Origin of the sequence: Domibacillus antri, assembly GCF_001936625.1 — a bacterium.
Taxonomy (GTDB): Bacteria; Bacillota; Bacilli; order Bacillales; family Domibacillaceae; genus Domibacillus; species Domibacillus antri.
Genome location: NZ_MSDU01000006.1, coordinates 55,159 through 81,042, shown reverse-complemented (window position 1 = coordinate 81,042; position 25,884 = coordinate 55,159). Strand labels below are relative to the sequence as shown.

Here is a 25,884-nt window from a genome sequence, read left to right as displayed (position 1 = left end):
CCTGACAGGAATTTGCTTTTGTTTGTCGAAGTAATAACCGAAAGGGGGGGGTGTTTAATGGTAAAAACAGCGGATTTATGTGATGATCACGCAAGTGAATTGACGTTATGCCGGCTGGAATTGAAATCTTATGGGGGAAAGAAACAATTTTCAGGGCCGATTTCAACGGTGAAAGTGTTCGAGGACAATGTATTAGTCAAGGAATCACTTCAAACGATTCCGGAAGGGCATGTCCTTGTCGTTGATGGCGGCGGATCGAAAAACTGTGCACTCGTCGGGGATCTGCTGGGAGCAATTGCGGAAAAGCGTAAGCTGGCCGGCATCATTGTGAATGGCTGTGTGCGGGATACAGCAGAACTCGGTACGCAAAACATTGGCGTGCTGGCGCTTGGCAGCAATCCATTTAAAAGCATTAAAAAAGGCGAGGGCGAAACAAATATCCCGGTAACATTCGGCGAAGCGGAGTTTATACCCGGCCACTATGTTTATGCCGATGAAGACGGCGTTGTGATTTCAGAAAAGAAAATAATATAGTAAAAAGCACGCGGCGCCGCGTGCTTTTTGTATTATAATTTTTTATCATGTGACGCGTCATGGTTGTTTAAAAAGCTGTCGTGACCATCCGGGAATTGATCGATGCGGTGTGATTCACTTGAATCTAATGAACCGCGAAGAAAATAGACGAGAAAGAAGCCGACAACAACAATAATAACAAAAAGAATAAGAACCGTTAATGGACCCACTATAACCGCCTCCTTACTATAGTATGTTCCACTTCCAGTATATAATAAACAATTGATTTTCTTCCATTGTAAAACTGAATTTTCCGAAAATAGTCCTTTGCTCGTTCTTTTCATGTATAATGAAACGTGACGGAAAACATACATAAGAATGAGTCCGGGTGAAGCCGCAAGCAGCGGTTTCTTAAAAGGGAAGCTGGTGAAAATCCAGCGCGGTCCCGCCACTGTAAATGGGAGCAGCAGGCACGCTGCCACTGTGCAAATGCATGGGAAGGCGCCTGTTGTGAAGAACATGAGCCAGGAGACCTGCCCGGATCGAAGCACCGTACAACCTGCGCGGATAGGTGGTGTGGCAGACGGATCAGACTGTCTTTCACGCGCCTCTACCCGAGTAGAGGTGTTTTTTTATTTTTCCGAAACAGAAGGAGGAAATACAAATGAAGAAATCATGGCTGGCTTTAGGACTGACAATGGCCATTTTAGCAGGCTGCGGAGCGGAGGAAGCAGACGCGCCAAAAGAAAATACGGAAACGGCAACAGAAGAAACGGCCGCATTTCCTGTAACCGTAACAGGTGCAGATGATAAAGAAGTGGAAATTGAAGCGGCGCCTGAACGGATTGTTTCACTTATTCCAAGCAATACCGAAATCGCGTTTGAACTCGGGCTCGGCAATGAAATTGTCGGCGTATCCGATAACGATACGTATCCTGCAGAAGTGAAAGAAAAAGAAAAAGTCGGCGGCATGGAGTTTAACGTCGAAAAAATTATCAGTCTTAACCCGGATCTTGTGCTGGCACATGCGTCAAGCGCTGAAGGAGCAGAAGCAGGTCTACAGCAGCTGCGTGATGCGGACATTGATGTTTTGGTTGTCAACAACGCGCAAAGCATCGATGAGATGTATGAATCAATTGAATTGATCGGTAAAGCTACAGGCACACAGGAAAATGCGGAAAAAGAAATTGATGAAATAAAAGCCGGATTAGCCGAGCTTAAAGAAAAAGCATCTGCCATTCAAGAGGAGAATGTGAAAAGTGTTTTCTTTGAAGTGGACCCAACCCTCTACACAGCGGGAAATGGCACATTTTTGAATGAAATCTTCGAACTGATCAACGTTGAAAATACGATGGGCGATCAAGAAGGATGGCCGCAGGTGACAGAAGAAGCGGTGATTCAGGCAAACCCTGATACCATTTTGATCAACTACGGTTTTTATGTCGATAATCCAATTGAAGGTGTCCTTGCGCGTGAAGGCTGGGAAAATGTGAACGCTATTAAGAATAAAGAAGTATTTGAAGTCAATGCTGATATAACGAGCCGTACAGGTCCCCGTATTGTAGAAGGAGCTGAATCCATTGCGGAAGCGGTCTACCCGGACGTTTTTGCTCAATAAACAGCCTGCCTATTTATTAGCTGTTCTGTTTTTGATGTCAGCTGTTTTTATCGGAACAGCGGTTGGTACGATCCATGTACCGTTTCGTGATATCGCGGTTATTTTAGCGCACCATTTGTTTGGAACGGAACTCGGTGATGTTGACCCGTCACTTGATAATATCGTCTGGAAAATCCGGTTTCCGCGTGTTGTACTGGCTGGTTTGATCGGTGCGTCACTGGCGATTGCAGGAGCAGCCTTTCAAGGACTGCTCCGTAATCCGCTGGCGGACCCGTATACGCTTGGTGTGTCATCGGGTGCTTCCGCCGGTGCTGTCATGGTGCTGTTTTTTAATATTTCCATTCCTTTTTTAGGTGGATTTACATTGCCTGTAATCAGCATTTCCACGGCCATTATGACAATATTTTTTGTCTTGCTGTTTGCGCAGACAATTGAGCGGTCGATGAAAGTGGAAACGATTATTTTAACTGGGATTATTTTCAGCTCATTCCTTGGTTCGGTCATTTCATTAATGATTGCGCTCACCGGTGAAGAGCTGCGCCAAATAATCAGCTGGCTGCTTGGCAGTGTTTCAATGCGGGGCTGGCCGTACATTCAATTAATCGCCCCGTTTTTTATCGTCGGTGCGCTTTTATTAATGTATATGGCTCCCGAGCTGAACGCGATGTCGTTCGGTGAAGAAAAAGCACGTCACCTCGGCGTAAATGTACAGCGGAAAAAAATGATGGTATTGATTGCGGGGTCTGTATTAACAGGGGCAGCCGTTGCCGTATCCGGTACGATCGGGTTTGTCGGGCTGGTCATTCCGCATTTCGTCCGCCTTCTCATCGGACCGGACCACCGTCACTTATTGCCGTTATCGATGATGTCAGGCGCCGGGTTTTTAATAATAGCCGATCTTGCAGCGCGGACGGTGATTTCACCGACGGAGCTGCCGATTGGCGTCATCACTTCATTGATCGGTGCGCCGGTGTTTGCGGCCATTTTGATTAATAAAAAGCGAAAAGGGGGCGTTGCGTGATGATTGAAGTAGAACAGCTTTCAGGAGGATACGGAAGCGGGCTTATTATCCGCGGCGTATCCTTTTCTGTTCAAAAAGGGGAACTCTTTGGGATTCTCGGCCCGAACGGAAGCGGAAAAACAACGCTCATGAATATGCTTAGTGGATTAAATATGCCGGCATCAGGGGCCATTCTGGTGAAAAATAAGCCGATTCAAGCGTATTCACCGAAAGAACTGGCCCGAGTCGTGGCGGTGCTTCCGCAGATGACATCGAGCCAGTTTGCGTACAGTGTGAAAGAAACGGTTTCACTTGGCCGCTATGCACATCAAACCGGCTTTTTCAAATCGTGGTCTGAGTATGACGAGGAAGCGGTACGAGATGCAATGAAAAAAACAGGAACTGAAACGTTCGCGGATAAACCGCTGTCCGCTTTATCAGGCGGCGAACAGCAGCGTGTGTTTCTCGCCCAGGCACTCGCCCAGGAACCGGAAATTTTACTTCTCGACGAACCGACGAACCATCTCGATTTGTCGTTTCAAAAAGATTTCCTTGATTTGTTAAAGCAAATGACAGCGGATGATCTGACGGTGATATCTATTTTTCATGACTTAAACCTTGCTTCATTGTATTGCGACCGGCTTTTATTAATGGAAAAAGGAGCCGTGCACACAATCGGCACGTCGGGGGACATTATGAAAGAAGAGCATATTCGAGACGTATATAAAACAGACGTGCAGAAACAGCCGCATCCGGAAGTGCCAAAACCGCAGATGAGTCTGCTTCCGGCTTCATCTATAGAAACATCTGTTGAAGTTGGTGAAGAGATGATTGAATGGCACGGTGACTATCTCGCCATCCGGCCTCCAGTTCAGCTGAAGACCTTGTCATCCGGTGTGATCGGGGCAGGGTGGGGCTGGCGCAGTGCGTTTGTGAACCGGCACGTTGATAAAAATTACAACATGGACAATTTTGAAGAAGAAGCAGCCCATTATTTTCGCGAACGCGGCTTTGATTTAAACGAAACGGTCGGTATGATGACGGCAGTAAAAATGGAAGACGCCGCATTCAGACGGGAAGTGCAGGATGATGTTTCCGTTTTTGCGGTCGCGACAGCAGGTGTCGGGAACGCGGTAGATGTGACACGTCCGCGTGTGAGCTGGAAAGAGCTTCATAAACCCGGAACCATTAACATTTGGGTATTTGCGAACGGGAAGCTCTCGGAAGAAGCCTTTGTCCAAGGGTTAATGACCGCAACCGAAGCAAAAGTGAAAGCACTTGCTGACGCTGGTGTGACCGATCTGCAAACAGGTACGATCGCCACCGGCACATCCACGGACAGCATTTTAATCGCCGCCACGCAAAGAGGCGCCTATCAACAATTCGCCGGCTCCATCACACCGCTTGGCATCGCCATCGGCCGGGCTGTCTATGAAAGCGTGGCTGAATCATTAAAGAAAACAGCCCGCAGAAAGGCCATGTCATGATGACACATGCGCTCGCGATATGTGCGGCGCTTATACTGGACCGGCTCATCGGTGACCCTCGAAATTGGCCGCACCCGGTTAAATGGTTTGGCTTATTGATTGCTTTGCTCGACCGAAAATGGAACAAAGGCACACACCGTTTTGAAAAAGGAACCGCTATGCTCATCGTCGTTCTCGTTGTCACAGCAGCCGCTTCAATGGGCGTTTTGCAGATCGCATCGCTTGTTCATCCTGCTGTTGCCGTCATTATCGAATCTATCTTTATTTGGGCATCTATCGCACCGCGGAGTTTAAAGGAAGCGGGAATGGACGTTTATCATCCGCTTATGGAGGACGACATGGCGGAAGCACGCCGCAAGCTGTCATGGATTGTCGGACGGGATACAGACCACCTGGATGAAGCTGAAATTACAAGAGGGGCTGTTGAAACAGTCGCTGAAAACACTTCTGATGGTGTGATTGCCCCGCTTTTTTGGGCGATGATCGGCGGGGGGCCGGCTGCCCTTCTGTACCGCGCTGTCAATACGTGTGATTCCATGGTCGGCTACCGGAATGACAAATATGAATTTTTCGGGAAAGCCTCAGCGAAATTGGATGATATCGTCAACTATATTCCCGCCCGTCTGACCGCTCTTTTACTGATTGCTGCAGCGGAAGAACCGCCGGATATTCGCCGCTATGCCTGGAAAATCCTCTTACGCGATGCGAAAAAACATCCATCGCCAAACAGCGGCTGGTGTGAAGCGGCGGTTGCCGGTTTATTACAAATTGAACTCGGCGGATTGAATACATATAAAGGAATTGTGTCGGACCGCGCCCGGATGGGAGATCCTATTAAAGAGCGGCGGGCAGACCATATTCTTGAAGCCGCTAGATTAATGGAGCGGGCCACGTATTTATTTGTGCTCTTGTTCCTGATAGGAGTGTTTGTTTATGAATTTGCCATCGCACGGAGCGAATCCATCCCATTTATATAAAGCGTCAGGTGTTGATGAACCGGAAAAGGTGCTGGATTTCAGTGTGAACACCAATCCGCTCGGTCCGCCTGATTGGCTGAAAGAAAGATGGGCCGGATTTTTACATACAATTGAAGACTATCCGGACCCGACCGGCCAAAAAGCCGTAGCGGCAATCGGTGAAAAATTCGATATTCCGTATGACCGGATTTTACTCGGAAACGGTGCTGCGGAAATCATTCATTTCATCGCAAGATACGCCGCCGGTCAAAAAGCCGTCATTGTGGCACCGGCATTTTCCGAATATGAAGAGGCTTGCCGGGCTTACCATTGCCCGGTCGAATTTGTTTCGGTTCCACCAAATAACTGGCATCTGCCTCTCGATGAACTGGCTGAAAAAGCAAAGGATGCCGGCGTTGTCTTTTTATGCACACCGAATAACCCGACAGGTCAGTCTTTTCAGGAAAAAGATATTGTGTCACTTCTTGAAAAGACGGGCGATTCAAATGCCATGATCGTCATCGATGAAGCATTTTATGACTTCGCCGGTGACAATTCACTTGTGAAATATGTCAACGCATTTCCTCACCTTGCCGTCATGCATTCGATGACAAAGATGTATGCAGTAGCAGGACTCCGGATCGGTTATGTTATTTCGTCTCCCGGCATTATCAGTAAATTAAAAAACTACCAGCCGCACTGGAATGTAAACGCGATTGCCCTGCAAGCGGCCGAAGCAATTGCCAGAGATGAAGTTCATGCCGGGAAAACGAGAGCCTTGATTGACAGCGAACGAATAAGAATGAAAGACAAATTGGAGCAGCTCGGTTTTGCTGTTATGCCGTCATCTGTTAATTTTTACTTGATGAAAGAGCCGTTACTTGCCGATCAAAAACCGCTTCTTCATTACTTAATGGAGCGGGGGATTGTCCTTCGCCATACGGAAAACTTCCGGGGGCTCGACGGCATGTGGCTGCGGACAGCGGTAAAAAAAGAAAAGGACAATAACGAGCTGCTGAATGCGCTCACAGAATGGAGAAATAAATGTTAATCTTTATTTCCGGCGGTGTCCGGAGCGGGAAAAGCGGCGTGGCTGAACAATTGGCGGCTCGTTTTGCTCATTTGGAAGGGCGGCTTGTATATGCTGCGTGCGGTTCCAGAACGGATGCGGAAATGGATGAACGTATTTTTTATCACCGGGCGCGCCGGGAAAACTCGGGACATTCGTGGACAACGGTAGAGCAGTCTGTTGATATTGCACATATCAATGTCCACCCGAATGACACGGTGCTTATTGACTGTGTGACGACACTTTTAGCGGGTGAATATTTTCGGGAAGATAAACCGGCGTTTGAAGCGGGCAGCCGGATTGTGGACGGTATACTCGACCTTGCGAAAAGAGCGGGCACCGTGATCGCTGTTTCAAATGAACTGTCATTTGAAACGCCATCGACGGAATTGACAGCGGATTATATGAAGACGCTCGGATTTATTCATCAAAAGATTGTGAAAGAAAGTGATGCGGCCATCCTTGTTGAGCATGGTATTCCCGTTATAAAGAAAGGAGTGGTTACGTGCGTGGAGTGATGATACAAGGAACGTCGTCAGATGCCGGGAAAAGTTTTATAGCGACCGCTCTTTGCCGGCTGCTCTATCAAAAAGGATATCGCCCGGTGCCATTTAAGCCGCAAAATGTCTCAAATAATTCGTATGTGACAGCAGACGGGAAAGAGATCGGCCGGGCGCAGGGGCTGCAGGCGGAAGCGGCTGGTCTTGAAGCAAAGCCGTGCATGAACCCGCTTTTGCTGAAGCCGGCAGGAAACGGCTCATCGGAAATTGTCCTGTTCGGGGAGCGGCTTGAAGTGATGTCGGGCATGGCGTACCGTTCCGACTATTATGACAGGGCGATTTCCGCGATTAAGCAAGGATTGAAGGAAGTGAGCGGACTCGGCGATACACTTATTATTGAAGGAGCAGGCAGCCCGGTTGAAATGAATTTAAAAAAGCGGGAAGTCGTCAACATGAAAGCGGCTGAACTGGCGGATGTACCCGTTATTTTAACGGCTGATATTAAACGCGGCGGCTTGTTTGCCTCGATTGTCGGCACACTTGCGCTGCTGGAAGAGCATGAGCGCAAGCGGGTAAAAGGGATGATTGTTAACCGGTTTCACGGTGATCCGCGTTATTTTGAAGACGGAAAGAAATGGCTGGAGGACTATACAGGCATTCCGGTTCTTGCGGTGCTGCCGTTTTTGCCCGGACATGCATTGGAAGGGGAAGATTCTTTATCGATTCGCGATATACGACGTGACAGTGCAGCGATTGATATTGCGGTGATCCGTCTTCCATATATCTCAAACGGCAGTGATATCGAGCCTTTTTCTTTTGAAGAAGATGTAAACGTACGCTGGGTACAATCAGCCGAGGCATTCGGATCGCCGGACGCCGTCATCATTCCCGGGACGAAAAGCTCTTTTGCTGATCTTGCTTTTTTAAAGGAAACACGTCTTGATAAAAGAATCGTTTCTTTTGCAAAAGGAGGCGGCTTTATCGTTGGACTGTGCGGCGGATTTCAATTGATGGGCCGTACACTTTTTGATTCGGATGGCCGTGATACAGGCAAGGCGGGTTCGAAGGCAGATGGAATGGGGATTATTCCGGCTGATACGGTGTTTCAAAAGACAAAAACGGTCATTCGGACAGAAGGAACGGCACGGGGGATTCGTCTTTCTGGATATGAAATTCATTTCGGTGAAACGAACGTGGAAGGCGAACCTTTTATGGTATGCGCCGATCATAAAGACGGCTACATGTCAGCGGATCGAAAAGTGTGCGGCACGTATTTGCATCATTTATTTTATAACGATAAGTTCAGGGCAGAGTGGCTGAACGGGATTCGACGCGCGAAAGGACTGCCGGAACGGGCGGTGGTTGATTTAAACCGCGACAGCACGTATGATGCCCTTGCACAGCATCTTGCCCGGTATCTTGACTGGGATGTGTTTGAAGACATTTTGGAGAATCGATCATGAAAGCCTATCTATATGCAGCAGGCATTATCATTCAATTTTTTACCGTGCTTCCGCTTCATAAAACGCTGCCGATGGACAAAGCCGAGCTAAGGGCTGTTCTTCACTTGTTTCCCTTGCTTGGTCTGGCGAAAGGAATCATCTATGCGGGCGTATTTTGGTGTCTGATCGAGTGGAGTCCGTTTTCGCCGCTTGCCGCCGCTTTTATTGTTTGGCTGCTGCCCATCGTGCTGACCGGAGGCCTTCATCTTGACGGCTGGATGGACTGGGCCGATGCCCATTTTTCTTACCGGGACCGCGAAAAACGGCTGGCGATTTTAAGCGATCCGCGCGCCGGGGCATTCGGTGTGCTGGCACTCGTGCTTTTATTGTCGGCAAAATTTTTATTTATTTATGAAACGGTTAAAGCCGGAAGCCATTATGCGCTGATCGTTTTTGTTATTCCATTTCTTGCACAAACGATGACAGGCTTGTTTTTACAATACGTTCCACCGGCGAAAGAAGAAGGGCTGGCCTATTTTTTTCAGAAAGGCCATTCACGATCGCTGCCGTATGTATATGCTGCTTTTCTTGGTCTGCTTTCTATTTTTTACATGGCGCAGCCGTTATTTTGGGTCATGCTCAGCTTTTCATGTGTGTATTTTGTTCTCGTTAAAAGGGGCATGGAAAAAGAATTCGGGGGTGCAACGGGTGACTTGTTTGGTGCCTCGCAGGAAGGAGCGGAATTAAGCTTATGGATGATCGTGTGGTTGTCGGTCTCTTTCGCCATGGGGTGACGAGCGCCAATATAAACAAGCAGTTTTGCGGCTATTCCGATGTGGAAGTAACAGAAGAAGGGCTAAAGGCACTGCGGGGCATGCCAGTGCCCGAATACGACTGGATCGTATCAAGTGATTTGAAAAGGTGCGTACAAACTGCAAACGCTTTTTGGAGTCAAACCCCATTCCAAATAAAAGGTTTACGGGAGTTTTATTTTGGGGATTGGGAAGGGAAAACACACGCGGAACTGGAGCACATGTCAGCTTATCGTCATTGGCTGAATGACTATACTATTCAAGTGCCGGGCGGGGATTCATATGCCTCCTTTGCGGCGCGGGTAGAAGGTGCGTTTCAGTCCGTGTTATCCGAAATGTCGAAAAAGAGTATCCGCCGGACTGCGATCGTGACGCATGGCGGTGTGATTCGTCATTTGCTGTCCAAATTTGCGCCGAAAGAAAAATCGTTTGCTGACTGGACATCGGATAACGGACACGGCTATGAGTTAACGGGCAGTGTTGCTGCGATGAGGAGTGGGGAAAGATGCATTTCATTACAGGCGGTGCCTTCAACGGAAAGAAACAATGGGTGAAAAAATTTTATAACTTGGATGAAACACTGCATCAATGGCATTCTTTTTATGAAGAGAAACAGGTCCCTGCACTGATGGGAGAGATCGTTGTTTTGGAAGGCATTGAGCGCTATGTCAGAATCCTTCTTGAAAAAAGCGGGTCGGCGTTTGAAGCGCGCGCATTGTTTAAAAAAGAGCTGGAACATTGGGCAAAAGAAGACAGAACCATCGTGCTAATCGGAACGGATATGATGAAAGGGATCGTGCCGATGAATTCGTTTGACCGGATGTGGCGTGATGCGGCGGGCTGGTGTTTCCAGAATATAGCGGCGGCATCACACCGTGTGGACACAATCTGGTACGGGATTGCCGACACCATAAAGGAGGAATTGGAATGAGACTGTATACAAGAACAGGGGATAAAGGCGACACGAGCATTATCGGCGGACGCGTCGGAAAAGATGATTTGCGTGTAGAAGCTTACGGGACTGTCGATGAACTGAATTCGGTTGTCGGCCTGGCGGTGACAGAGCTGGATCCTGAGAAATTTAAAGATATTTTAGCGGATCTGGAAACGATTCAGCACGAGCTGTTTGACTGCGGCGGGGATCTTGCGACCGTGAATGGGAAGCGTGCTTTTAAACTGCAGCAGGAATCGATAGAAGAAATGGAAAAAAAAATTGATGTATACATTCAAGAAGCTCCAGAACTGGAGCGGTTTATTTTACCGGGCGGCTCAAAAGGGTCTGCGGCGATTCATTTGGCGCGAACAGTGACACGCCGGGCGGAGCGGCTTGTCGTCGCCTTAATGCGCCGGGAAGACGATATTCATCCGGTGACACTCAAGTATTTGAACCGTTTGTCTGATTATTTCTTTGCGATTGCACGTGTCATCAATTTCCGCGAAGGTGTCAAAGATGTGGAATATGTCCGCAGTGCGAAAGTGTTCCGCGGCGGAAAACGGAAAGAAGAGAAAGAATAAGTGTGAAAAAGAAAAGCTGGTTAACCTGAAAGACATATCGGACGTCTGCAGCATGTACAATTTGCCGGAGCTGCAGACAGGAGGGGCATAGATGCAATTGCAAAAATGATGAAATGTCTACTGTCTTTCAAACTATTTAAAGAAAAGATATATCGGAATAAAGGGAAGAATACCTCCAATCTGTGGTGATTGGGGGTATTTTCTTTTTTTAAATATGATAGTACTATAGTGGTAGTGTAAATGTCGGAATTTGAAGGAAAATGGCGTAAAAGGTGGTGTTGGAAAAGTGCTTCCTGTTAATCAAGATTTACAGCATGTGTTAAATTTATTATCGGATCATGTCGCGATTTTGAATAATGATGGCACGATTATCGCGGTGAATGAATCATGGGAAGTGTTTGGGAAAGAAAATGGCGGAGAGTTTTCGTCTGTTGGCTTAAACTATTTGACGGTCTTACGGGAATCCGGCCGTACGGACGTCTATAACATGATTCTTCGTGTCTTATGCGATGAAAAAGAAGAAGCGCATTTAGCTTATCCGTGTCATTCACCGGATGAAGAGCGCTGGTTTCAAATGGTCATCAAACCTTTTTCCTTTGAAGATGGAACAGATGGCGCGATTGTCATTCATAGAAATATAACAGTGGAAGTGGTTTCTAAACACTCTTTAAGAAATGTACTTGAAAGTATGACAGATGCGTTTTTTTCGTTAAATGAGAAAGGGGAATTTGTCTATTTAAATAATGAAGCATCTCTTATATTGAATAAATCGAGTAAAGAACTGCTGGGAAAAAATATTTGGATTGAATATCCGGATGCTGTTCATGAAGCATTTTATACCAATTATCAAAAGACAATGAAAGAGCGTGTGACGACCCGATTTGAAGAATATCATGAATCCTTGAAAACGTGGTTTGAAGTCGTTGCCTATCCGCGAAATAACGGGGGGATTTCCGTCTATTTCCGCAATATTAATGAGCGGAAAGAAGCTGAGCAGAACCTGCATTTTTATGCGTACCATGATTATTTAACGGGCTTGCCGAACCGCCGCAGCATTTCAAAAACGATTCAAGCAGAAATTGATCAGCCGCAGCCATTTGCCCTGTTATTTATTGATTTAAATGGATTTAAACATATAAATGATATGTACGGCCATGAAAAAGGCGATGAATTGTTGAAAAAAGTCGGAAAGCGTCTTCAAGAAAAAATCGGACCGGAACATTTCATTGGACGGCTCGGCGGTGACGAATTTCTTATTTTAAAAAAGGGTGTTGTCTCTAAAGAGGAAATTGAGCAGTTTTCAGACCGCGTTTTATCGTCTTTCGCACGGCCAATTATCATTGATGATTTGACCTCTTTTACGATCAGTGCCAGCATTGGCATCAGTCTATATCCTGAAAACGGTGATCGGCTCAATGACCTCATGAGTATGGCGGATACAGCTATGTATGAAGCGAAACGACAGCACGGTAATCAGTATGTGTATTTTGCGAAGGAAATGTATACACAGCTGGAAAGAAGGTTAACCATTGAGCAGGATTTAGCGGGTGATTTAAAAGAAAAAGGTCTTTATTTCGTCCTGCAGCCGCAAATGGATATAGAAGAACAGGTGCTTATTGGTGTGGAAGTGCTGTCGCGGTGGAATCATCCGAAGTTAGGATTTATTCCGCCGCCTGAATTTATTCAAATTGCTGAAGAAAATGGATATATTTTGAAACTGACCAGCTATATGTTTTGTGAGATTTTCTTGGAAATGAAAAAGTGGATTGAGCAGTTTGATTTTAAACCGCGCGTGTCATTCAATGTGACCCCGTTTCTATTATCAAGTGAAAGTTTTTTTACTGATTTTTTTGATTTGCTTGAACGATTTGGTATTCCGGCGTCGTATATTGAACTGGAGATTACGGAAGAAACAGAACTGACAACATCAAGCACTGCCTTCAAAAACCTGCTTCGCTGCCGTGAAAAAGGCATTTTGATTTCTGTTGATGACTTTGGAACGGGTTACTCAACTCTTTCCTATTTAATTCATTTTCCAGTGGGTAAAGTGAAAATAGATAAATATTTCATTGATCAAGTTGAACAGGATGAACAGGCGGAAGCGGTATTAAAATCCATCATTCAGCTTTCAGAAAACCTAGGTTATGAAGTGGTAGCTGAAGGCGTTGAAACAAAGCGGCAGGCTGATTTCTTAAAGGAAAATGGCTGTTTCAACATTCAGGGTTATTTTGTGGATCGGCCGCTTCCAATGGATGTATTTGAAAGAAAATACGTAAGGGGTGAAAACGTTGGAACCATCGATTCAAATTAAAGGGGACACGATCGAGGATGCAGTAAAAACCGCTTTATCTCTTCTTGATGCGACAATGGATCAAGTTACGGTAACAGTTCTTTCTTCGCCATCGAAAAGCTTATTTGGACTCCGCAAACGGCCTGCCGAAGTCGTCGTAGTGAAAAAAGCGGCTGCTGTGCCGGTAACGGACAAAAGACAGGAATTTGATTTGGAACAGATGATTGATTCGCTGAAAGGAGATGATGAACATCCATATGATCTTCATGTAGAACACGGGTTTCAGGGCGGTGACGAACCGGTCCTGATTGAAAAAGAAGGATCGTGGGTGCAGATCCAAAATGGACGTGTATTTGTAAAAGCGGAGGGGCAGCGGTATCCGATTATTGAACCGGCAGATAATGTACGGGTGGTTGTGAACGGGCGGCAAATTCAAGAGCGGACAGCTGTAACCTCACTTGACGATATTGCCGTGCATATAACAGATGAAGTAGTGGCGTCAATGATGAACGTGCAGCTGATTGAACAGGATATGCTGGCTGTTCTTTCTTATGTACCAGGTAAACGAGTGAAACGCTATTTGAAAGATATAGAGCCGGCCGCCTCGTTACGGATTGAAGCGGAAGAAGAAGTGATCGAGTCAAACGATCTTGAAGAGAAAAAAGTGCTTGCCCGGCTGCAGGAGCTTCAAGTTGTCCATGGTGTTCTTAAGCACGTGATTAAGGATGTGTGTCAAAATCCAGGTTCGACTGATTATATTATTGCGAAAGGAACGTACCCGAAAGAAGGATTAAATGGGGATGTTCATGTGCTCGTTCAAGAGCCCGATGATATGACATGGAATGAAGCGGAGAAAGTCGACTATCGTGAAAAAAATATGTTTATGCATGTGGAAGAAGGAGAAATCATTGCGGAAGTGATTCCATCCGTGCCGGGTGTGGCTGGTGAAAATCTGCTTGGGAATCCGGTTTTGCCGAAGCCGGTGAAAGATGTGACGGTGCGCACCGGAAAGAATGTCATCCTGACAAATCAGAAAATCATCGCGCTGAAAGGCGGGCGTCCGCAGCTTGAATGGCGGGGCATGCTATTAAAAGCGGATGTCATGGAGGAACTTGTTCATGCAAAAGATGTCGACCTTGAGTCAGGAAACATTCATTTTTACGGTGATGTCCGTGTGCAGGGCAGCGTTCAGGAGTCAATGACAATCGAATCCGGCGGGAAAGTGTTTATAAAAGGAACAGTGTCCAAAGCAAAGATTGAAGCGGGACAGTCGGTAACGGTGGAGAACAATGTTTTTTCATCGCAGATCAGCGCAGGAAACTCGAATATTATCATTGATGAGCTCGTTGTGAAAGTAAAAGAGATTTTATATTATCTCGATCATATGATGCTCGCCATTAAACAGTTAATGATGGTGCGTCATGAAAATGAAAATGCGCTTCAAATGGGACAGCTCCATTATTTGATCCGGCTGCTGCTGGAACGGAAATACACGGATTTCAGCGGCATCTTAAGCCGGTTTATCACAAAAGTGAATGATAACAGTAAAATGCTTGAAAAGGAATGGATCGACTGTGCAGAACGGCTGCGCAGCACATTTATTTCACTTTCAAAAGAACAGGTAAATGAAGTGGCCGCTCTCGAAGATTTAACGGAAGAGCTGCGGGAATTATATGAGTTGTACAGAATTCCGGCTGCGCCGGGCTGTCGTCTGACGGTTCCATATGCCATTAACAGTTCGCTTTATTCAAGCGGTGATTTAGTCGTCAGTGGTCAAGGTATTTACCATTGTCAAGTACGGACAGGAAACGATGTACTTATACGTGGTGTATGCCGGGGCGGGGAAATAACAGCAGGACGCAATGTGACGATTGATGAAGTCGGCTCGGAAGCAGGTTCAAAAACGCGTATTCAAGTTCCGGAAGACGGGGTGATTAAAATGAATACGGTTTTTGAAGACACAACGATCCAGATTGGCCGCCGCGTGCACACCTTTGCCGTTGCAGCCTATAATATTAACGCCCGTCTAAATTCGGATGGCACTATCTCTCTTTATTAAAACCTGCAGACCAGCAGGTTTTTTTGACGTCGTTCATAAACAAACGGATTTTCAAAAAATGAATCCATTTGCTGTCTTTAAACGTACAATAACATGTATATAAATGAGTGGAGGGAACGATTTATGATGAAATGGGCCGCCGCAATCGGGCTATCAGCTAGTATTCTTGGCGGGTGCAGTTTGCTGGATGAAGCGAATAATACGTTAACATATGCGACGGAGATGACGGATTTTTTAAATGAAACACAGCAATTTGCAAGCGATGTTCCAGCGCTGTTAGAAGAGACAGCATCCAATCCGGACATTGCCCGAGATATTCAATCGCAGCTTGAGAACATGCAGCAGGAGATTAATGACATTCGGGAGATGGAAGTACCAGCTATAGCAGAAGACATACACGGCCAGCTGCTTGATTACAGCGGTCAGCTTGAAGAGGGGATTACGGACATATTGGAGAAACTGGAAAATGGTGCTGTTGACCCCGCTGCATTATTTGAAAACACCGAGTTACTCAAAACGATTCAAGAACTGCAGGATCTTCGTATGAATATTGAACAGCTGGGTCAATAAGTAATGGATGAGAGCTGCTAAAAGGATAAAATGATCCGTTTAATTCGAAGATTTTCGCGAATACAGATTTCCTTATCGTTTTAGTATTCAAGTAATAATAGAAGTGAAAATGGAAAGCTTTTAATGAACAAAGTAACGTAAAAAGACACCGGCAATTCGGTGTTTTTTTTCGTGCCAGGCGGGCTGTGCTGACAAGCACCATAAAAATGTGAAAAATTTCATGAAATCCATGCTGCTCATGTTCATTTAAAACATAAAATTGTGACATGTTGTTTTAAATACCACATAAAATGACTTCTTGGTATCAATATGTGGTTATGTTTTACACAATTTTGATATTCATCTATAATAAAGACAGTTTAAGTAAACGAGAATGAAGGTGTAAATATGGAAAAACTAACTGAACTACTAAACAAGCTTCATTTTGAAAACCAGCTCACACCTGATGATATACCAAATATTGATCTGTATATGGACCAGGTCATTCAATTATTTGAACATACATTTAACAGTTCGACTCGAAACGAAGAGGAAAAAGTGTTGACAAAAACAATGATCAATAATTATGCAAAAGGAAAACTGCTGTTTCCGATTAAGCAAAAAAAATATTCAAAAGAGCATTTATTATTAATCAGCCTCATTTATCAGTTGAAAGGGACGCTTTCGATCAACGATATTAAGACGACACTCAACGGGATTAATGAAAATATTAACGAAATCGATATCGATTCCTTTTACAGACAATACCTCGATATCGCCCAAAGTAATGTTGCCCATTTCAAAGAGGATGTAACAAGCCGATTAACTGAAATTAAAGCGGATACAAAAGAATTGGAACAAGTTTTGCACATTCTTTCCCTTGTTCATATGAGCAACATGTACCGGAAAACGGCTGAAAAACTGGTCGATCAGCTTACAACAACATGAACCATATTCAATTTTAAGAAAATAGAGGGTGTCCGCAAGCCGGTTTTTTGGATTGCGGGACAGCCCTCATTTGTGTATACTTATATTTCCTTTATTTATCGGATAGGATTGCTGTTGTTATTGGAAGGAGCATCAGGACGATTCTCAAGGTTTCCATTGTTGTTGTCATTGGAAGGAGCATCAGTGCGATCATTACGATTCTCATCATCGTCGCGGCCTCCATGGTGGCGGTCGTCATCATCATCGTCACGACCTTCATCGTCATGATCGTCATCATCGCCATCTTGTTCCCATTCCAGCTTTGTTCCGTTTGAGAACTTGAGTTCGATGTTGATCTCATCCAGTTCTGCATCGGCAAATGAAGATAAAATAATCGTTTTGATTTCTTCCTCTGTCATATCCGGTGTTAAATTCCATTCTGCTAAATACTGTTCAATTTGAGTGATGGCTTCATCGCCTTTATACTTTTCGCCGTCCGTTTTCACTTCAGCTTTTACATTCCCGCGTTTACTTTCGAATTCGATCTCAATCTCTGAGCCATCTTTCAGTTCCAGCTCAATTTCAATTTTTTGTATCCCATTAGTGGCTTCTGTTTGAACAGATTCTGGAAAAATAGCCGCTTCCACGACGACGTTATTTTCAACCTGAAGCTCTATGTTGTCACCAGCTAACACTTGATCCGGCGCCATAAAACGATTGTGGTATTGTACAAGAACATTATCAGGGACGCTGAATGTTACCGATTCGCCGTTAAATGTTTTCACCGTAATGGTTCCGTCACTTGTGGAAACATCCGTTACGATTCCTTTAACAGTAGCTGCTCCTTTTTCTTCAAGAAGCTGGCCGTAAGTACGGTCTAATACTGCTGCCATTTGCGCGCGTGTAATAGGTGTATTTGGCGAAAATAAACCGGCTCCGTTACCAGAGAATATATCGTATTTACTGGCCACATACACATCACCGATGAGTGACGCAGGGATTTGTTTCGCATCTTTAAAATCAAGCGTTTCCGTATTGGCAAGAGCAGCCTCATTTTGCAGACCGAGCGTCCGTACCAGTAAGCTGGAAATCCATACACGCTCTGCTGGCTTATTAGGCGACAAATTTTGCGCGGACGAGTCAATTAACCCTTGATCAAGCGCTACAATGATATATCCTTTCATCCGGCTGTTAAACTGATCTGCATCTTTAAATGGCAGTTTAACATTGAGCGATGCGTTTTTCGCTTCTTCTTCAAGCCCTAATAAGCGGACTGCCGTAATGATGGACTGCATGCGCGATACTGGCTCATTCGGTTTAAACTGTCCGTTCTCATATCCTTGAAAAACCCCTTTTATTTTCATACGGCCAATACTTTCAGCAACCCATTCCATATAGGTAGTGTCGTTAAATGTCACTGTTTGGGCCTCTCGATCATCCAGATCATTTGCTAAAACAGGTGTTACCAGGCTGAATGCCAGTAAAGATGATAAAGCGGCAGCACTTACTTTTTTTCTCTTCTTTTTCATACAGAACCTCCAAAAAATTTGTCGTATTACTGCTATTGTAATATGAAAGAAATAAATAAAATATGAGTAATTAGTACTGTTTGCAGAATTATCAGTTATTTACCATATTATTCCTTGTATGTGCTGTTGAATCGGAATAATATATGCTGTATTGACAGTGAAAAAACAATATATACTGGAATAAATTAACCGTAAAAAAAGCTAAACCGGACGCGGTTTAGCTTTTTTCTATTATTTTACACTGGAAGGGCCGATCAATGATTCTGGCGTTCTGCCGATTGCCAGCAGGCTGATTTTGGCGTAACCAGCTTCTTTGAAGGAAGCGAATGTTTGCTTCAGCGCAATTACATCCATATCGTTTTTCAATGTCTGTACTTCTTTCTTATATAAATGAAGGACTGAACCATGCGGCAAATTCGGCAGGCAGTCAGATGGGTCTTCATCCATGATTAAGCAGCCCATATACTGATATTTTACTTGCAGAGCACGGGTTAAGTTGATCACATGTACCATTTTTTCAAAAAGGGATGGATAGGAATGTTCTAGCTGGTCCAGTGCCCGTTTTGCTTTTTGCAACTCATCAAGACTGCATAATGAGGCTATCATACTCTTTTCCTCCTTTTATCGATCCCACGGTTTTTTCAATGTAAGATATTCAGCAAGTTCCTTACTTTTGGCTCTTCTTAATTTCCGCATTTCCGCACGGTCCTTTGCCGTGTCGTATAGAAACTGTTCTTCTTCTGTTTCCGGAATGACACCAGGCACTTCAACGGGCTTTTTGTTTTCATCAAGTGCGACAAATGTCAAAAATGCCGTTGCGGCGATGCGGCGTTTGCCGGTAATGATATCTTCGGCGATTACTTTGCAGAAAATTTCCATTGATGTGCGGCCTGTGTACGTCACAAATGATTCAAGACAAAGGGAATCACTTTCCCGGATGGCATCAAGAAAATCGATCGAATCCGTTGAAGCGGTGACGCATTCTTTCACACGGGCATGACGACGTGCGGAAAGGCTGGCGACACTGTCGATTTTTTTCATCAGCACGCCGCCGAATAAGGTTTGATAATTATTTAAATCGCATGACAATACTTGATCCGTATGCACAATGCGGCTTTCTCTCGTTTTAATGGCCGTTCTTGCAGCATTCATTGCTTTTACTTCCTTCCATATTGGAATCACGCTGTTAGTGTACGCCCGATTGAAAAGGAAGTAAAATGGTTCTTTTTCATTCAATGCATAGCTTTCATCTATGTAAATGCTTCCAAATATGAATAATACGCATATAAAAAGACGATGCCATTTAAAGCGAATCGTCTGGAATTGTAAACTGTTTTTTTGTAAAATGAAGCCATTCTTTGGCCGCATAAGAAAGGTATTGATTTTTGCGCCATATAATCGCCAGATTCCAATTCACGGAAGGATTGCTGACTTTAACGGCACAGACGTGATCATTCAGGTGACGGCAGATGCTTTCAGGTAAGAGCGAGATGCCGAGTTTGGAAGCCACCATTTCCTCAATAAATGACCACTGCGAGCTTTCAGAAATGACATGCGGTTGAAAGCCCGCTTTGTTGCATGAAGAAATAATCCGGTCATTTAAGGCAAAATCTTTATTAAATAAAATAAACGATTCGGCGGCCAGCTCTTGAAGATGAATTTCCTCTCGATCCGAAAGCGGGTGAGATCTTGGAAGAATAAGCATTAAATCTTCTTCCATAAACGAGAAATGGTCGAACAATTCATTTTGAGTCGGGAGCACAATAACGCCTACATCAAGCTCATTCTGCTCCACTGCTTCTTCAATTTTCTTTGAGCCGTCTTCTACAAGCTGAAAGGTGATGCCCGGATATTTTTCATGAAATAACCCAATAATTTTTAAGAAGAAATGCGCATCAAAAATAGGCGGGAGACCGATCCGGATGTGCCCTGTTTTTAATTCAAGCAAATTGTCGAGTTCTGTTTCCAAGTTATGAAACGCCTGATCGACCAGCTTTGCCTGCTCAAGCAAAATGCGTCCGGCGTCCGTCAAAACCAGCTTTTTACGGGAACGGTCAAATAGCTCAACACCGAGCTCCGACTCTAAATTTTTGATCATTTTACTGATGGTCGGCTGGGTAATAAACAAGTGGTCCGCTGCTCTGGAAAAACTATTGAAGTTCGTCACTTCAATAAAATACTGCAAATGTTTTATGTCCATTCATGTACACCTTTTTTGAGTTCATTATACTATCTGCAAAGTGACTTTGGTTGAAAAAAGAAAGGGGTCTGTCAGAATGAGTACATTATTTTCACCATTTCATCCGGTTCGTCATACTGTTCAACCTGAGTATGCCCTTAAAAAAAAGTTCTCGAAGCAAAGGCGGATTTTTATTTCCATTTTAAGCAATTGAGAATGGAGTTTTGTGTTAATGTAGAGGGAGTTAAAATGATGTTATTCAACGAATCATGTGGCCGCAAGTATGTCTAAAATAACAATTAAATGAAAAATAAATATCATATCCGATTTTTAAACTAATGGGTGCATTCGTTCAAGAGATTGATAACGAACCTGTTAGCTTGATTGTCCATTTTTCTGTTATACTGACAGAGTATTCAGATAGGAAAGGGAGGAAGAAGGATGGCTTATTACGCAGCACTGTTACATATGATTGATCTTGAGAAAAACAATGAAGTACGTCCACTGCACGTGGAGTATTTGGAGAAGCTTGAAGAGAAGGGGAAAGTATTTGCGAGAGGACCGTTTGGCGATGATTCAGGCGGACTTGTCATATATATCGCTGACTCTTATGAAGAAGCGCTTGAACTTGCGGAAAACGATCCAATTGTCACTCACAGCGTGCGTCGTCTTGAACTGAAAGAGTGGAAAAAGAATTAATAAAGTGGAGCTGTCCTCTAAGTGTGGGAATTTAAAAGAAAAAGAGCGTTTGCTTGAAGAACTTAACCGGCATACACCAGGTGTGAATTTATTTGCAGAAAACGAACCTGTCCATTTACAATGGGCAGGACTTTTTTGTTATAATGGAAAAATATTTGAAAAAAGGAGGTCATTGTTATTCGAAATCCATACATAAAATCAGCTTCCGGTCTTTATGTGAACTATTTTTTACTCGGTATGGTGAATATTATGCTGTCATCGAATATGGCGGCTCTCTCAGAGCAGTGGGAGACAGATAAAGCGGGGATCAGTTATATTATTTCCGCAATCGGCAACGGCTGCGGGTCTTGCGTCCATTGTGATGCCGCTTGTCACTGGGTTGTTGTAAGAAAGTGGAAATATAGCCATTATCTTTATATTTGATGCTTTTCTTGCCGTGATCGGGTGTGTATCGGCAATATTTGTTTATTACCGTTATGGGAAAGTGGTAAATACAAAGAAAGGTATATAAACGAAGCGTCAAGCGCTGTAAAGTTAACCATATTCATAATGTATAAAAGGCTGCCTATTAAGTGAACAACTTAGGGCAGCTCTTTTTGTTTCCATTGAAATTTTTCTTGCATTTTATTTTTCAGATAATTACAATAACTCTATATTCCGATATGAAGAATAACGGTTTCGAAATTCGGAACTTTAGGTGGTGAGAAAGAATGAATCAACGGATAGGATTGGACAAAGAAAAGATTGAAATGAAACCGCTCGGAGACTCCGCGCTCGTGATTCAATTGGGCACGGAGATTAATACGGCTGTACATAAAAAAGTGAGAGCATTAACCATATTGAGTGAAAAGCATTCTTTCACCGGGTTTATAGAATGTGTACCCGCATTTGCCAGTGTGACGGTTTTTTACAATCCGCTCATTGTAAAGCGCACATATGATACAGAAAACAATTCATCTCCTTTTCAACTTGTGCGTTTTATGATGGAAGAAATCATGAAGCAGCTCGTTGAAGAAAAGGAAGAAAAACCGCGCATCGTGGAAATACCTGTTTGCTACGGCGGGGAATACGGACCTGATTTGCCGTTTGTGGCGGAAGAGAACAATCTGTCAGTCGAGGAAGTGATCGAGATTCATTCAAGCGGAGAGTATCTTGTATACATGATTGGATTTGCGCCGGGCTTTCCTTATTTGGGCGGGCTTTCAGAAAAAATTGCCGCGCCGCGCCGCTCTTCTCCACGTGTATCGATACCGGTCGGCAGCGTCGGTATCGCAGGCAACCAAACCGGTGTGTACCCGATTTCAACGCCTGGCGGCTGGCAATTGATCGGCCGTACCCCTGCAGCACTTTTCCATCCAAAACATAATCCCCCGAGTCTTCTTGCTTCCGGTGATGTGGTGAAATTTGTACCGATCACAGTAGAAGAATATGAACATTATCAGGAGACGACGCGATGAGTATAAAAGTCATTCGTCCTGGATTGCTTGCAAGCATTCAAGATTTGGGCAGATACGGATATCAAAAATATGGTGTCATTGTCAGCGGTGCGATGGATTCTTTCTCATTGAGAATGGCTAACTTATTAGTCGGCAATCAAGAAGGAGAAGCCGCGATTGAAGTGACGATGATGGGAACATCCTTACAGTTTGAGGAAGATTCATTGATTGCGATTACCGGCGGAAATTTAGGTCCGGTGATCGAAGGAGCGTCTGTTCCTTTATGGAGACCGGTCTTTATTAAAAAAGGAAGTATTCTACAGTTTACCGCCTGTCAATCAGGCTGCCGCGCTTATGTGGCAGCAGCCGGCGGTTTTGAGATACCGGAAGTAATGAACAGCAAAAGCACGTATTTGCGGGGCGGTATCGGCGGATTTGATGGTCGTGCCCTGCAGGCGGGAGACGTGCTGCCAATTCAACATAAAACGAGGGAAGCGTCCCGTTTGTTTCATTATTTAAAAAAGGAATTGGGGGAACGGTCCTTTCAATCCGTTGACTGGTACGTTCCGGCGGGCCATCTTTTGAATGCGGGCGAGCGGATTGTTCGTGTGATAAAAGGAGCGGAGTTCGAGCGATTTTCTTCTTCAAGCAAAGCCTCTTTTTTTGATCAATCGTTTCAAATTACACATCAGTCGGACCGGATGGGCTACCGGCTGTCGGGTCCGAAGCTGCAGCTGGAACAGTCGTTTGAACTTCTGTCAGAAGCTGTAGCGGAAGGGACAATTCAAGTGCCGCAGGCTGGCAACCCGATTGTCCTGCTGGCGGACCGGCAGACGACAGGCGGATATCCAAGAATCGCGCAAATTGCATCGGTTGATTTGCCGGTTGTGGCACAGTTAAAACCCGGTGCAAAACTTCGCTTTACCGAAATTTCACTTGAAGAAGCCGAACAGCTTTATTTGAAGCGGGAGGAAGATATAGAAGCTGTTAAAACGGGGCTTTCACTAAAAGAATGGTCATTATAAAAACAAAATACAGGGAGAAAAAGTCATGTTGAAAATGAATGAACTGCATGAAATGGTGAATATCATGGAGCAACATGATAGTCGGAATCGGAAGTGGGCAATAAATGAATAAAACCGTATTAAAATCAATGGAAATTATCCGTCTCTTTTTTGACGAAGACAAATTAACACTGCTTCAAATTATGAAAAAAACAGAGCTGCCCAAAACGTCAGCCTACCGGATGGCGGAATCACTGCTGGAACTCGGTTTTTTGGAAAAGGATAAGGACGGGACATACAGGCTCGGCTTAATTTTTTTGGCGCTTGGAAATCTTGTGGCAGAACGGCTGGATATTCGCTCCATTGCGCTGCCATACATGCAAGAGCTTCGAAAAGAGACAGGTGAAGCTGTTAATTTGGTCATTCGGGATGGGAATGATGCCGTCTATATTGAAAAAGTAGATACGCAGGAGCGTGTGAGGGTCTATACGCAAATTGGCCGCCGTGCGCCGCTTTATGGGGGAGCCTGTCCACGCATTTTATTGTCATTTACCGAACGGGAAGAACGGGAGCGGCTGATCGATTCTTTCCAGATCGTCCCATACGCACAAGGAACGCCGAAAGATAAGGATGAATTGCGCCGCTTAATAAAAGAAACGAGAGAAGCAGGCTGGTCCATTAGTCATTCAGAACTGGAGGATCATTCCTCGGCCATTGCAGCGCCTATTTTTAATCATAAAGGAGATGCGGTGGCCGGCATTAGCCTTGTCGGTCCTGAAGTCCGGTTTCGTGACGAAGCGCATGTGCGCAATATGATTGATAAATTGATGAACGCAGCCCGGCATATCTCGACAGAGCTGGGCGCAGAAAAAAGGTAAGTTCATAAAGAAGAGGAGGTTGAATAGATGAAAATTGATTTGAATTGCGATATGGGGGAAAGCTTTGGCGCTTACACGATCGGACGTGATGAAGAGATGATGCCTTATATTACGTCGGCCAATATTGCGTGCGGCTTTCATGCGGGCGATGCGGATGTCATGAAGCGGACGGTTCATCTCGCCGCCAAACACGGTGTCGCCATTGGCGCCCATCCGGGATTTCCGGATTTATCGGGCTTTGGCCGGCGTGATATGGCGCTTTCACCGGAAGAAGTATATGCGATGGTATTGTATCAAATTGGCGCTTTGTCCGCTTTTGCAAAAGCAGAAGGAACGGTTCTGCATCATGTAAAGCCGCACGGTGCTCTTTATAATATGGCGTCAGCACGTGCAGATTTATCACGTGCGATTGCTTCTGCTGTCGCGGATGCGGACCCGGAACTTATTTTATACGGTCTTGCTGGCAGTGAACTGATTCAAGCAGGCAAAGAAGCGGGACTGATTACTGCAAATGAAGTGTTTGCGGACAGGACGTATGCGCCGGACGGTCTATTAACATCACGCCGTCTGCCAAATGCGTTAATTACAAATACGGAGGAAGCGGCTTCGCAGGTTGTTCGAATGGTCAAAGAGAGGAAAGTGCGCACAACGGACGGTTCGGATAAACAAATAAACGCGGAAACCGTCTGTATTCATGGTGACGGTGCGCATGCGCTGTCATTTGCCCAATTCATCCGGACAAAGCTGCAGGAAGAAGGGATTCAAATTAAATCGATTGAAAAGGGGAAAAGAGGATGAAAAAAGAAAATTCGCTTTAAACCCTGATAATCCTCAGGCTTCAGTATTCCAGCTCGCTGCGGGAGATATCGGCTGCAGGCTTTGGTATCGTCATGTGGTCGGCGGCAATCACCTCGGTCATTGGCGCAGCCTATACGTCTGTGTCATTTATCCGCACGTTCCATCCGTCTCTCGAAAAATATCATAAATATATTATTGTCGGCTTTATTTTATTATTAACGGGTATTTTTGCGAGTATCGGCCGTCCGGTGAAAATGCTTATTTTGGCGGGTGCGTTAAACGGGTTGATTTTGCCGATTGCGCTCGGCGTCATGCTGATTGCCGCGCATAAAAAATCAATCGTCGGTGATTACCGCCACCCGATCTGGATGACGGGCGCCGGCGTGCTTGTTGTAGTGCTTATGGCCGCAATGGGCGGTTATACATTGGTTACCCAATTGCCAACATTATTTGAATAAACAGTACTAAAGTCTGCTCCTTTCATCAGGGTGCAGACTTTTTTTGCTCTTTCACCTGCAAAAGATGGTGGAAGCAGCCTTCGCTTATTCCATTTAACTAACCATAACTTGCGTTTAATATGGAAAAAGTGATTTAGCCACGATCAGTACAGCCTTGATTTTTGTG

General features: G+C 44.8%; 26 protein-coding genes, 2 pseudogenes and 1 riboswitch. Of the genes and pseudogenes, 23 read left to right on the top strand and 5 right to left on the bottom strand.

Translation table 11 applies throughout. From position 1 onward, the window contains the following. Positions 1-57: 57 nt before the first annotated feature. On the top strand, positions 58-534 hold the full coding sequence (gene rraA / locus BTO30_RS03590; protein WP_075397350.1) for a ribonuclease E activity regulator RraA: 477 nt from the start codon (positions 58-60) through the stop codon (positions 532-534). A 32-nt stretch (positions 535-566) separates the two neighbouring features. Here rraA and BTO30_RS17180 read toward each other — a convergent pair whose 3' ends face one another. Beyond that, positions 567-743 carry a hypothetical protein gene (locus tag BTO30_RS17180; RefSeq protein ID WP_158023560.1) on the bottom strand — a complete coding sequence of 59 codons (177 nt, stop codon included), beginning with the start codon at positions 741-743 and terminating at the stop codon, positions 567-569. Positions 744-882: 139 nt separating this feature from the next. Next, positions 883-1,068, top strand: a riboswitch (cobalamin riboswitch). Positions 1,069-1,177: 109 nt separating this feature from the next. Between BTO30_RS17180 and BTO30_RS03585 the strand changes: the two genes are divergently transcribed. The 15 genes from BTO30_RS03585 to BTO30_RS03515 all read left to right on the top strand — a co-directional run bounded on the left by BTO30_RS03585 (position 1,178) and on the right by BTO30_RS03515 (position 16,758). Then, a complete protein-coding gene (locus BTO30_RS03585; RefSeq protein ID WP_075397349.1) occupies positions 1,178-2,131 on the top strand; it encodes an ABC transporter substrate-binding protein in 954 nt (317 codons plus the stop codon). After that, entirely contained in the window at positions 2,094-3,152 is a 1,059-nt protein-coding gene (locus tag BTO30_RS03580; protein ID WP_075397348.1) for a FecCD family ABC transporter permease, read from the top strand. Before BTO30_RS03585 ends, BTO30_RS03580 begins: the two co-directional genes overlap by 38 nt. Continuing rightward, on the top strand, positions 3,152-4,618 hold the full coding sequence (locus BTO30_RS03575) for an adenosylcobinamide amidohydrolase (protein ID WP_075397347.1): 1,467 nt from the start codon (positions 3,152-3,154) through the stop codon (positions 4,616-4,618). Before BTO30_RS03580 ends, BTO30_RS03575 begins: the two co-directional genes overlap by 1 nt. Beyond that, on the top strand, positions 4,615-5,595 hold the full coding sequence (gene cbiB / locus BTO30_RS03570) for an adenosylcobinamide-phosphate synthase CbiB (protein ID WP_075397346.1): 981 nt from the start codon (positions 4,615-4,617) through the stop codon (positions 5,593-5,595). Before BTO30_RS03575 ends, cbiB begins: the two co-directional genes overlap by 4 nt. Further along, on the top strand, positions 5,552-6,625 hold the full coding sequence (gene cobD / locus BTO30_RS03565; protein ID WP_075397345.1) for a threonine-phosphate decarboxylase CobD: 1,074 nt from the start codon (positions 5,552-5,554) through the stop codon (positions 6,623-6,625). Before cbiB ends, cobD begins: the two co-directional genes overlap by 44 nt. Next, positions 6,619-7,161, top strand: a complete 543-nt coding sequence (locus BTO30_RS03560) for a bifunctional adenosylcobinamide kinase/adenosylcobinamide-phosphate guanylyltransferase (RefSeq protein ID WP_075397344.1) — start codon at positions 6,619-6,621, stop codon at positions 7,159-7,161. Before cobD ends, BTO30_RS03560 begins: the two co-directional genes overlap by 7 nt. Then, a complete protein-coding gene (locus tag BTO30_RS03555; protein WP_075397343.1) occupies positions 7,149-8,606 on the top strand; it encodes a cobyric acid synthase in 1,458 nt (485 codons plus the stop codon). Before BTO30_RS03560 ends, BTO30_RS03555 begins: the two co-directional genes overlap by 13 nt. Beyond that, complete coding sequence (gene cobS / locus BTO30_RS03550) at positions 8,603-9,379, top strand: adenosylcobinamide-GDP ribazoletransferase (RefSeq protein WP_075397342.1); 777 nt, start codon at positions 8,603-8,605, stop codon at positions 9,377-9,379. The genes BTO30_RS03555 and cobS overlap by 4 nt, the downstream gene beginning before the upstream one ends. Further along, positions 9,337-9,951 carry a histidine phosphatase family protein gene (locus BTO30_RS03545; RefSeq protein ID WP_075397341.1) on the top strand — a complete coding sequence of 205 codons (615 nt, stop codon included), beginning with the start codon at positions 9,337-9,339 and terminating at the stop codon, positions 9,949-9,951. The genes cobS and BTO30_RS03545 overlap by 43 nt, the downstream gene beginning before the upstream one ends. After that, on the top strand, positions 9,903-10,328 hold the full coding sequence (locus tag BTO30_RS03540) for a bifunctional adenosylcobinamide kinase/adenosylcobinamide-phosphate guanylyltransferase (protein WP_075397340.1): 426 nt from the start codon (positions 9,903-9,905) through the stop codon (positions 10,326-10,328). The genes BTO30_RS03545 and BTO30_RS03540 overlap by 49 nt, the downstream gene beginning before the upstream one ends. Next, a complete protein-coding gene (locus tag BTO30_RS03535; protein ID WP_075397339.1) occupies positions 10,325-10,912 on the top strand; it encodes a cob(I)yrinic acid a,c-diamide adenosyltransferase in 588 nt (195 codons plus the stop codon). Before BTO30_RS03540 ends, BTO30_RS03535 begins: the two co-directional genes overlap by 4 nt. Positions 10,913-11,198: 286 nt before the next feature. Continuing rightward, positions 11,199-13,223, top strand: a complete 2,025-nt coding sequence (locus BTO30_RS03530) for a sensor domain-containing protein (RefSeq protein ID WP_075397338.1) — start codon at positions 11,199-11,201, stop codon at positions 13,221-13,223. Next, a complete protein-coding gene (locus BTO30_RS03525) occupies positions 13,201-15,261 on the top strand; it encodes a flagellar assembly protein A (RefSeq protein ID WP_075397337.1) in 2,061 nt (686 codons plus the stop codon). The genes BTO30_RS03530 and BTO30_RS03525 overlap by 23 nt, the downstream gene beginning before the upstream one ends. 123 nt (positions 15,262-15,384) lie before the next feature. After that, entirely contained in the window at positions 15,385-15,831 is a 447-nt protein-coding gene (locus BTO30_RS03520; RefSeq protein WP_075397336.1) for a DUF6376 family protein, read from the top strand. Positions 15,832-16,218: 387 nt separating this feature from the next. Next, positions 16,219-16,758: a DUF1836 domain-containing protein gene (locus tag BTO30_RS03515; protein ID WP_075397335.1), complete on the top strand. Its 540-nt coding sequence runs from the start codon at positions 16,219-16,221 to the stop codon at positions 16,756-16,758. A 95-nt stretch (positions 16,759-16,853) separates the two neighbouring features. Here BTO30_RS03515 and BTO30_RS03510 read toward each other — a convergent pair whose 3' ends face one another. The 4 genes from BTO30_RS03510 to cidR all read right to left on the bottom strand — a co-directional run bounded on the left by BTO30_RS03510 (position 16,854) and on the right by cidR (position 20,466). After that, the gene (locus BTO30_RS03510; protein WP_075397334.1) at positions 16,854-18,266 is read right to left on the bottom strand and encodes an S-layer homology domain-containing protein; all 1,413 of its coding nucleotides are present in this window, start codon (positions 18,264-18,266) and stop codon (positions 16,854-16,856) included. 231 nt (positions 18,267-18,497) lie between these two features. Next, positions 18,498-18,872 (bottom strand): hypothetical protein, encoded by a 375-nt coding sequence (locus BTO30_RS03505; protein ID WP_075397333.1) that lies wholly within the window; start codon positions 18,870-18,872, stop codon positions 18,498-18,500. A gap of 15 nt (positions 18,873-18,887) precedes the next feature. Then, on the bottom strand, positions 18,888-19,418 hold the full coding sequence (locus BTO30_RS03500; RefSeq protein ID WP_075397332.1) for an acyl-CoA thioesterase: 531 nt from the start codon (positions 19,416-19,418) through the stop codon (positions 18,888-18,890). A 151-nt stretch (positions 19,419-19,569) separates the two neighbouring features. Then, positions 19,570-20,466: a cidABC operon transcriptional activator CidR gene (gene cidR, locus BTO30_RS03495; RefSeq protein ID WP_075397331.1), complete on the bottom strand. Its 897-nt coding sequence runs from the start codon at positions 20,464-20,466 to the stop codon at positions 19,570-19,572. A gap of 420 nt (positions 20,467-20,886) precedes the next feature. On the opposite strand from cidR, the gene BTO30_RS03490 reads away from it, so the two are divergent. The 7 genes and pseudogenes from BTO30_RS03490 to BTO30_RS03455 form a co-directional block, all read left to right on the top strand. Continuing rightward, positions 20,887-21,144: a YciI family protein gene (locus tag BTO30_RS03490; RefSeq protein WP_075397330.1), complete on the top strand. Its 258-nt coding sequence runs from the start codon at positions 20,887-20,889 to the stop codon at positions 21,142-21,144. A gap of 177 nt (positions 21,145-21,321) precedes the next feature. After that, positions 21,322-21,483 (top strand): annotated as a pseudogene (locus BTO30_RS17580) (MFS transporter); the annotation flags it as partial. A 371-nt stretch (positions 21,484-21,854) separates the two neighbouring features. After that, positions 21,855-22,601, top strand: coding sequence for a 5-oxoprolinase subunit PxpB (gene pxpB, locus BTO30_RS03475; protein WP_075397327.1), 747 nt, complete (start codon positions 21,855-21,857; stop codon positions 22,599-22,601). After that, a complete protein-coding gene (locus tag BTO30_RS03470; RefSeq protein ID WP_075397326.1) occupies positions 22,598-23,605 on the top strand; it encodes a 5-oxoprolinase subunit C family protein in 1,008 nt (335 codons plus the stop codon). The genes pxpB and BTO30_RS03470 overlap by 4 nt, the downstream gene beginning before the upstream one ends. A 104-nt stretch (positions 23,606-23,709) precedes the next feature. Continuing rightward, on the top strand, positions 23,710-24,462 hold the full coding sequence (locus BTO30_RS03465) for an IclR family transcriptional regulator (protein ID WP_075397325.1): 753 nt from the start codon (positions 23,710-23,712) through the stop codon (positions 24,460-24,462). A 27-nt stretch (positions 24,463-24,489) separates the two neighbouring features. Beyond that, positions 24,490-25,260 (top strand): LamB/YcsF family protein, encoded by a 771-nt coding sequence (locus tag BTO30_RS03460; protein WP_075397324.1) that lies wholly within the window; start codon positions 24,490-24,492, stop codon positions 25,258-25,260. Positions 25,261-25,276: 16 nt separating this feature from the next. Then, positions 25,277-25,718: pseudogene (locus tag BTO30_RS03455) on the top strand (divalent metal cation transporter); the annotation flags it as partial. Positions 25,719-25,884: the final 166 nt, after the last annotated feature.

Coding starts and splice junctions, on each gene's coding strand:
- rraA (WP_075397350.1), top strand. CDS start 58: ATGGTAAAAACAGCGGATTTATGTGATGATCACGCAAGTGAATTGACG.
- BTO30_RS03585 (WP_075397349.1), top strand. CDS start 1,178: ATGAAGAAATCATGGCTGGCTTTAGGACTGACAATGGCCATTTTAGCA.
- BTO30_RS03575 (WP_075397347.1), top strand. CDS start 3,152: ATGATTGAAGTAGAACAGCTTTCAGGAGGATACGGAAGCGGGCTTATT.
- cbiB (WP_075397346.1), top strand. CDS start 4,615: ATGATGACACATGCGCTCGCGATATGTGCGGCGCTTATACTGGACCGG.
- cobD (WP_075397345.1), top strand. CDS start 5,552: ATGAATTTGCCATCGCACGGAGCGAATCCATCCCATTTATATAAAGCG.
- BTO30_RS03560 (WP_075397344.1), top strand. CDS start 6,619: ATGTTAATCTTTATTTCCGGCGGTGTCCGGAGCGGGAAAAGCGGCGTG.
- cobS (WP_075397342.1), top strand. CDS start 8,603: ATGAAAGCCTATCTATATGCAGCAGGCATTATCATTCAATTTTTTACC.
- BTO30_RS03545 (WP_075397341.1), top strand. CDS start 9,337: ATGGATGATCGTGTGGTTGTCGGTCTCTTTCGCCATGGGGTGACGAGC.
- BTO30_RS03540 (WP_075397340.1), top strand. CDS start 9,903: ATGCATTTCATTACAGGCGGTGCCTTCAACGGAAAGAAACAATGGGTG.
- BTO30_RS03535 (WP_075397339.1), top strand. CDS start 10,325: ATGAGACTGTATACAAGAACAGGGGATAAAGGCGACACGAGCATTATC.
- BTO30_RS03520 (WP_075397336.1), top strand. CDS start 15,385: ATGATGAAATGGGCCGCCGCAATCGGGCTATCAGCTAGTATTCTTGGC.
- BTO30_RS03515 (WP_075397335.1), top strand. CDS start 16,219: ATGGAAAAACTAACTGAACTACTAAACAAGCTTCATTTTGAAAACCAG.
- BTO30_RS03510 (WP_075397334.1), bottom strand. CDS start 18,266: ATGAAAAAGAAGAGAAAAAAAGTAAGTGCTGCCGCTTTATCATCTTTA.
- BTO30_RS03505 (WP_075397333.1), bottom strand. CDS start 18,872: ATGATAGCCTCATTATGCAGTCTTGATGAGTTGCAAAAAGCAAAACGG.
- BTO30_RS03500 (WP_075397332.1), bottom strand. CDS start 19,418: ATGAATGCTGCAAGAACGGCCATTAAAACGAGAGAAAGCCGCATTGTG.
- cidR (WP_075397331.1), bottom strand. CDS start 20,466: ATGGACATAAAACATTTGCAGTATTTTATTGAAGTGACGAACTTCAAT.
- BTO30_RS03490 (WP_075397330.1), top strand. CDS start 20,887: ATGGCTTATTACGCAGCACTGTTACATATGATTGATCTTGAGAAAAAC.
- pxpB (WP_075397327.1), top strand. CDS start 21,855: ATGAATCAACGGATAGGATTGGACAAAGAAAAGATTGAAATGAAACCG.
- BTO30_RS03470 (WP_075397326.1), top strand. CDS start 22,598: ATGAGTATAAAAGTCATTCGTCCTGGATTGCTTGCAAGCATTCAAGAT.
- BTO30_RS03465 (WP_075397325.1), top strand. CDS start 23,710: ATGAATAAAACCGTATTAAAATCAATGGAAATTATCCGTCTCTTTTTT.
- BTO30_RS03460 (WP_075397324.1), top strand. CDS start 24,490: ATGAAAATTGATTTGAATTGCGATATGGGGGAAAGCTTTGGCGCTTAC.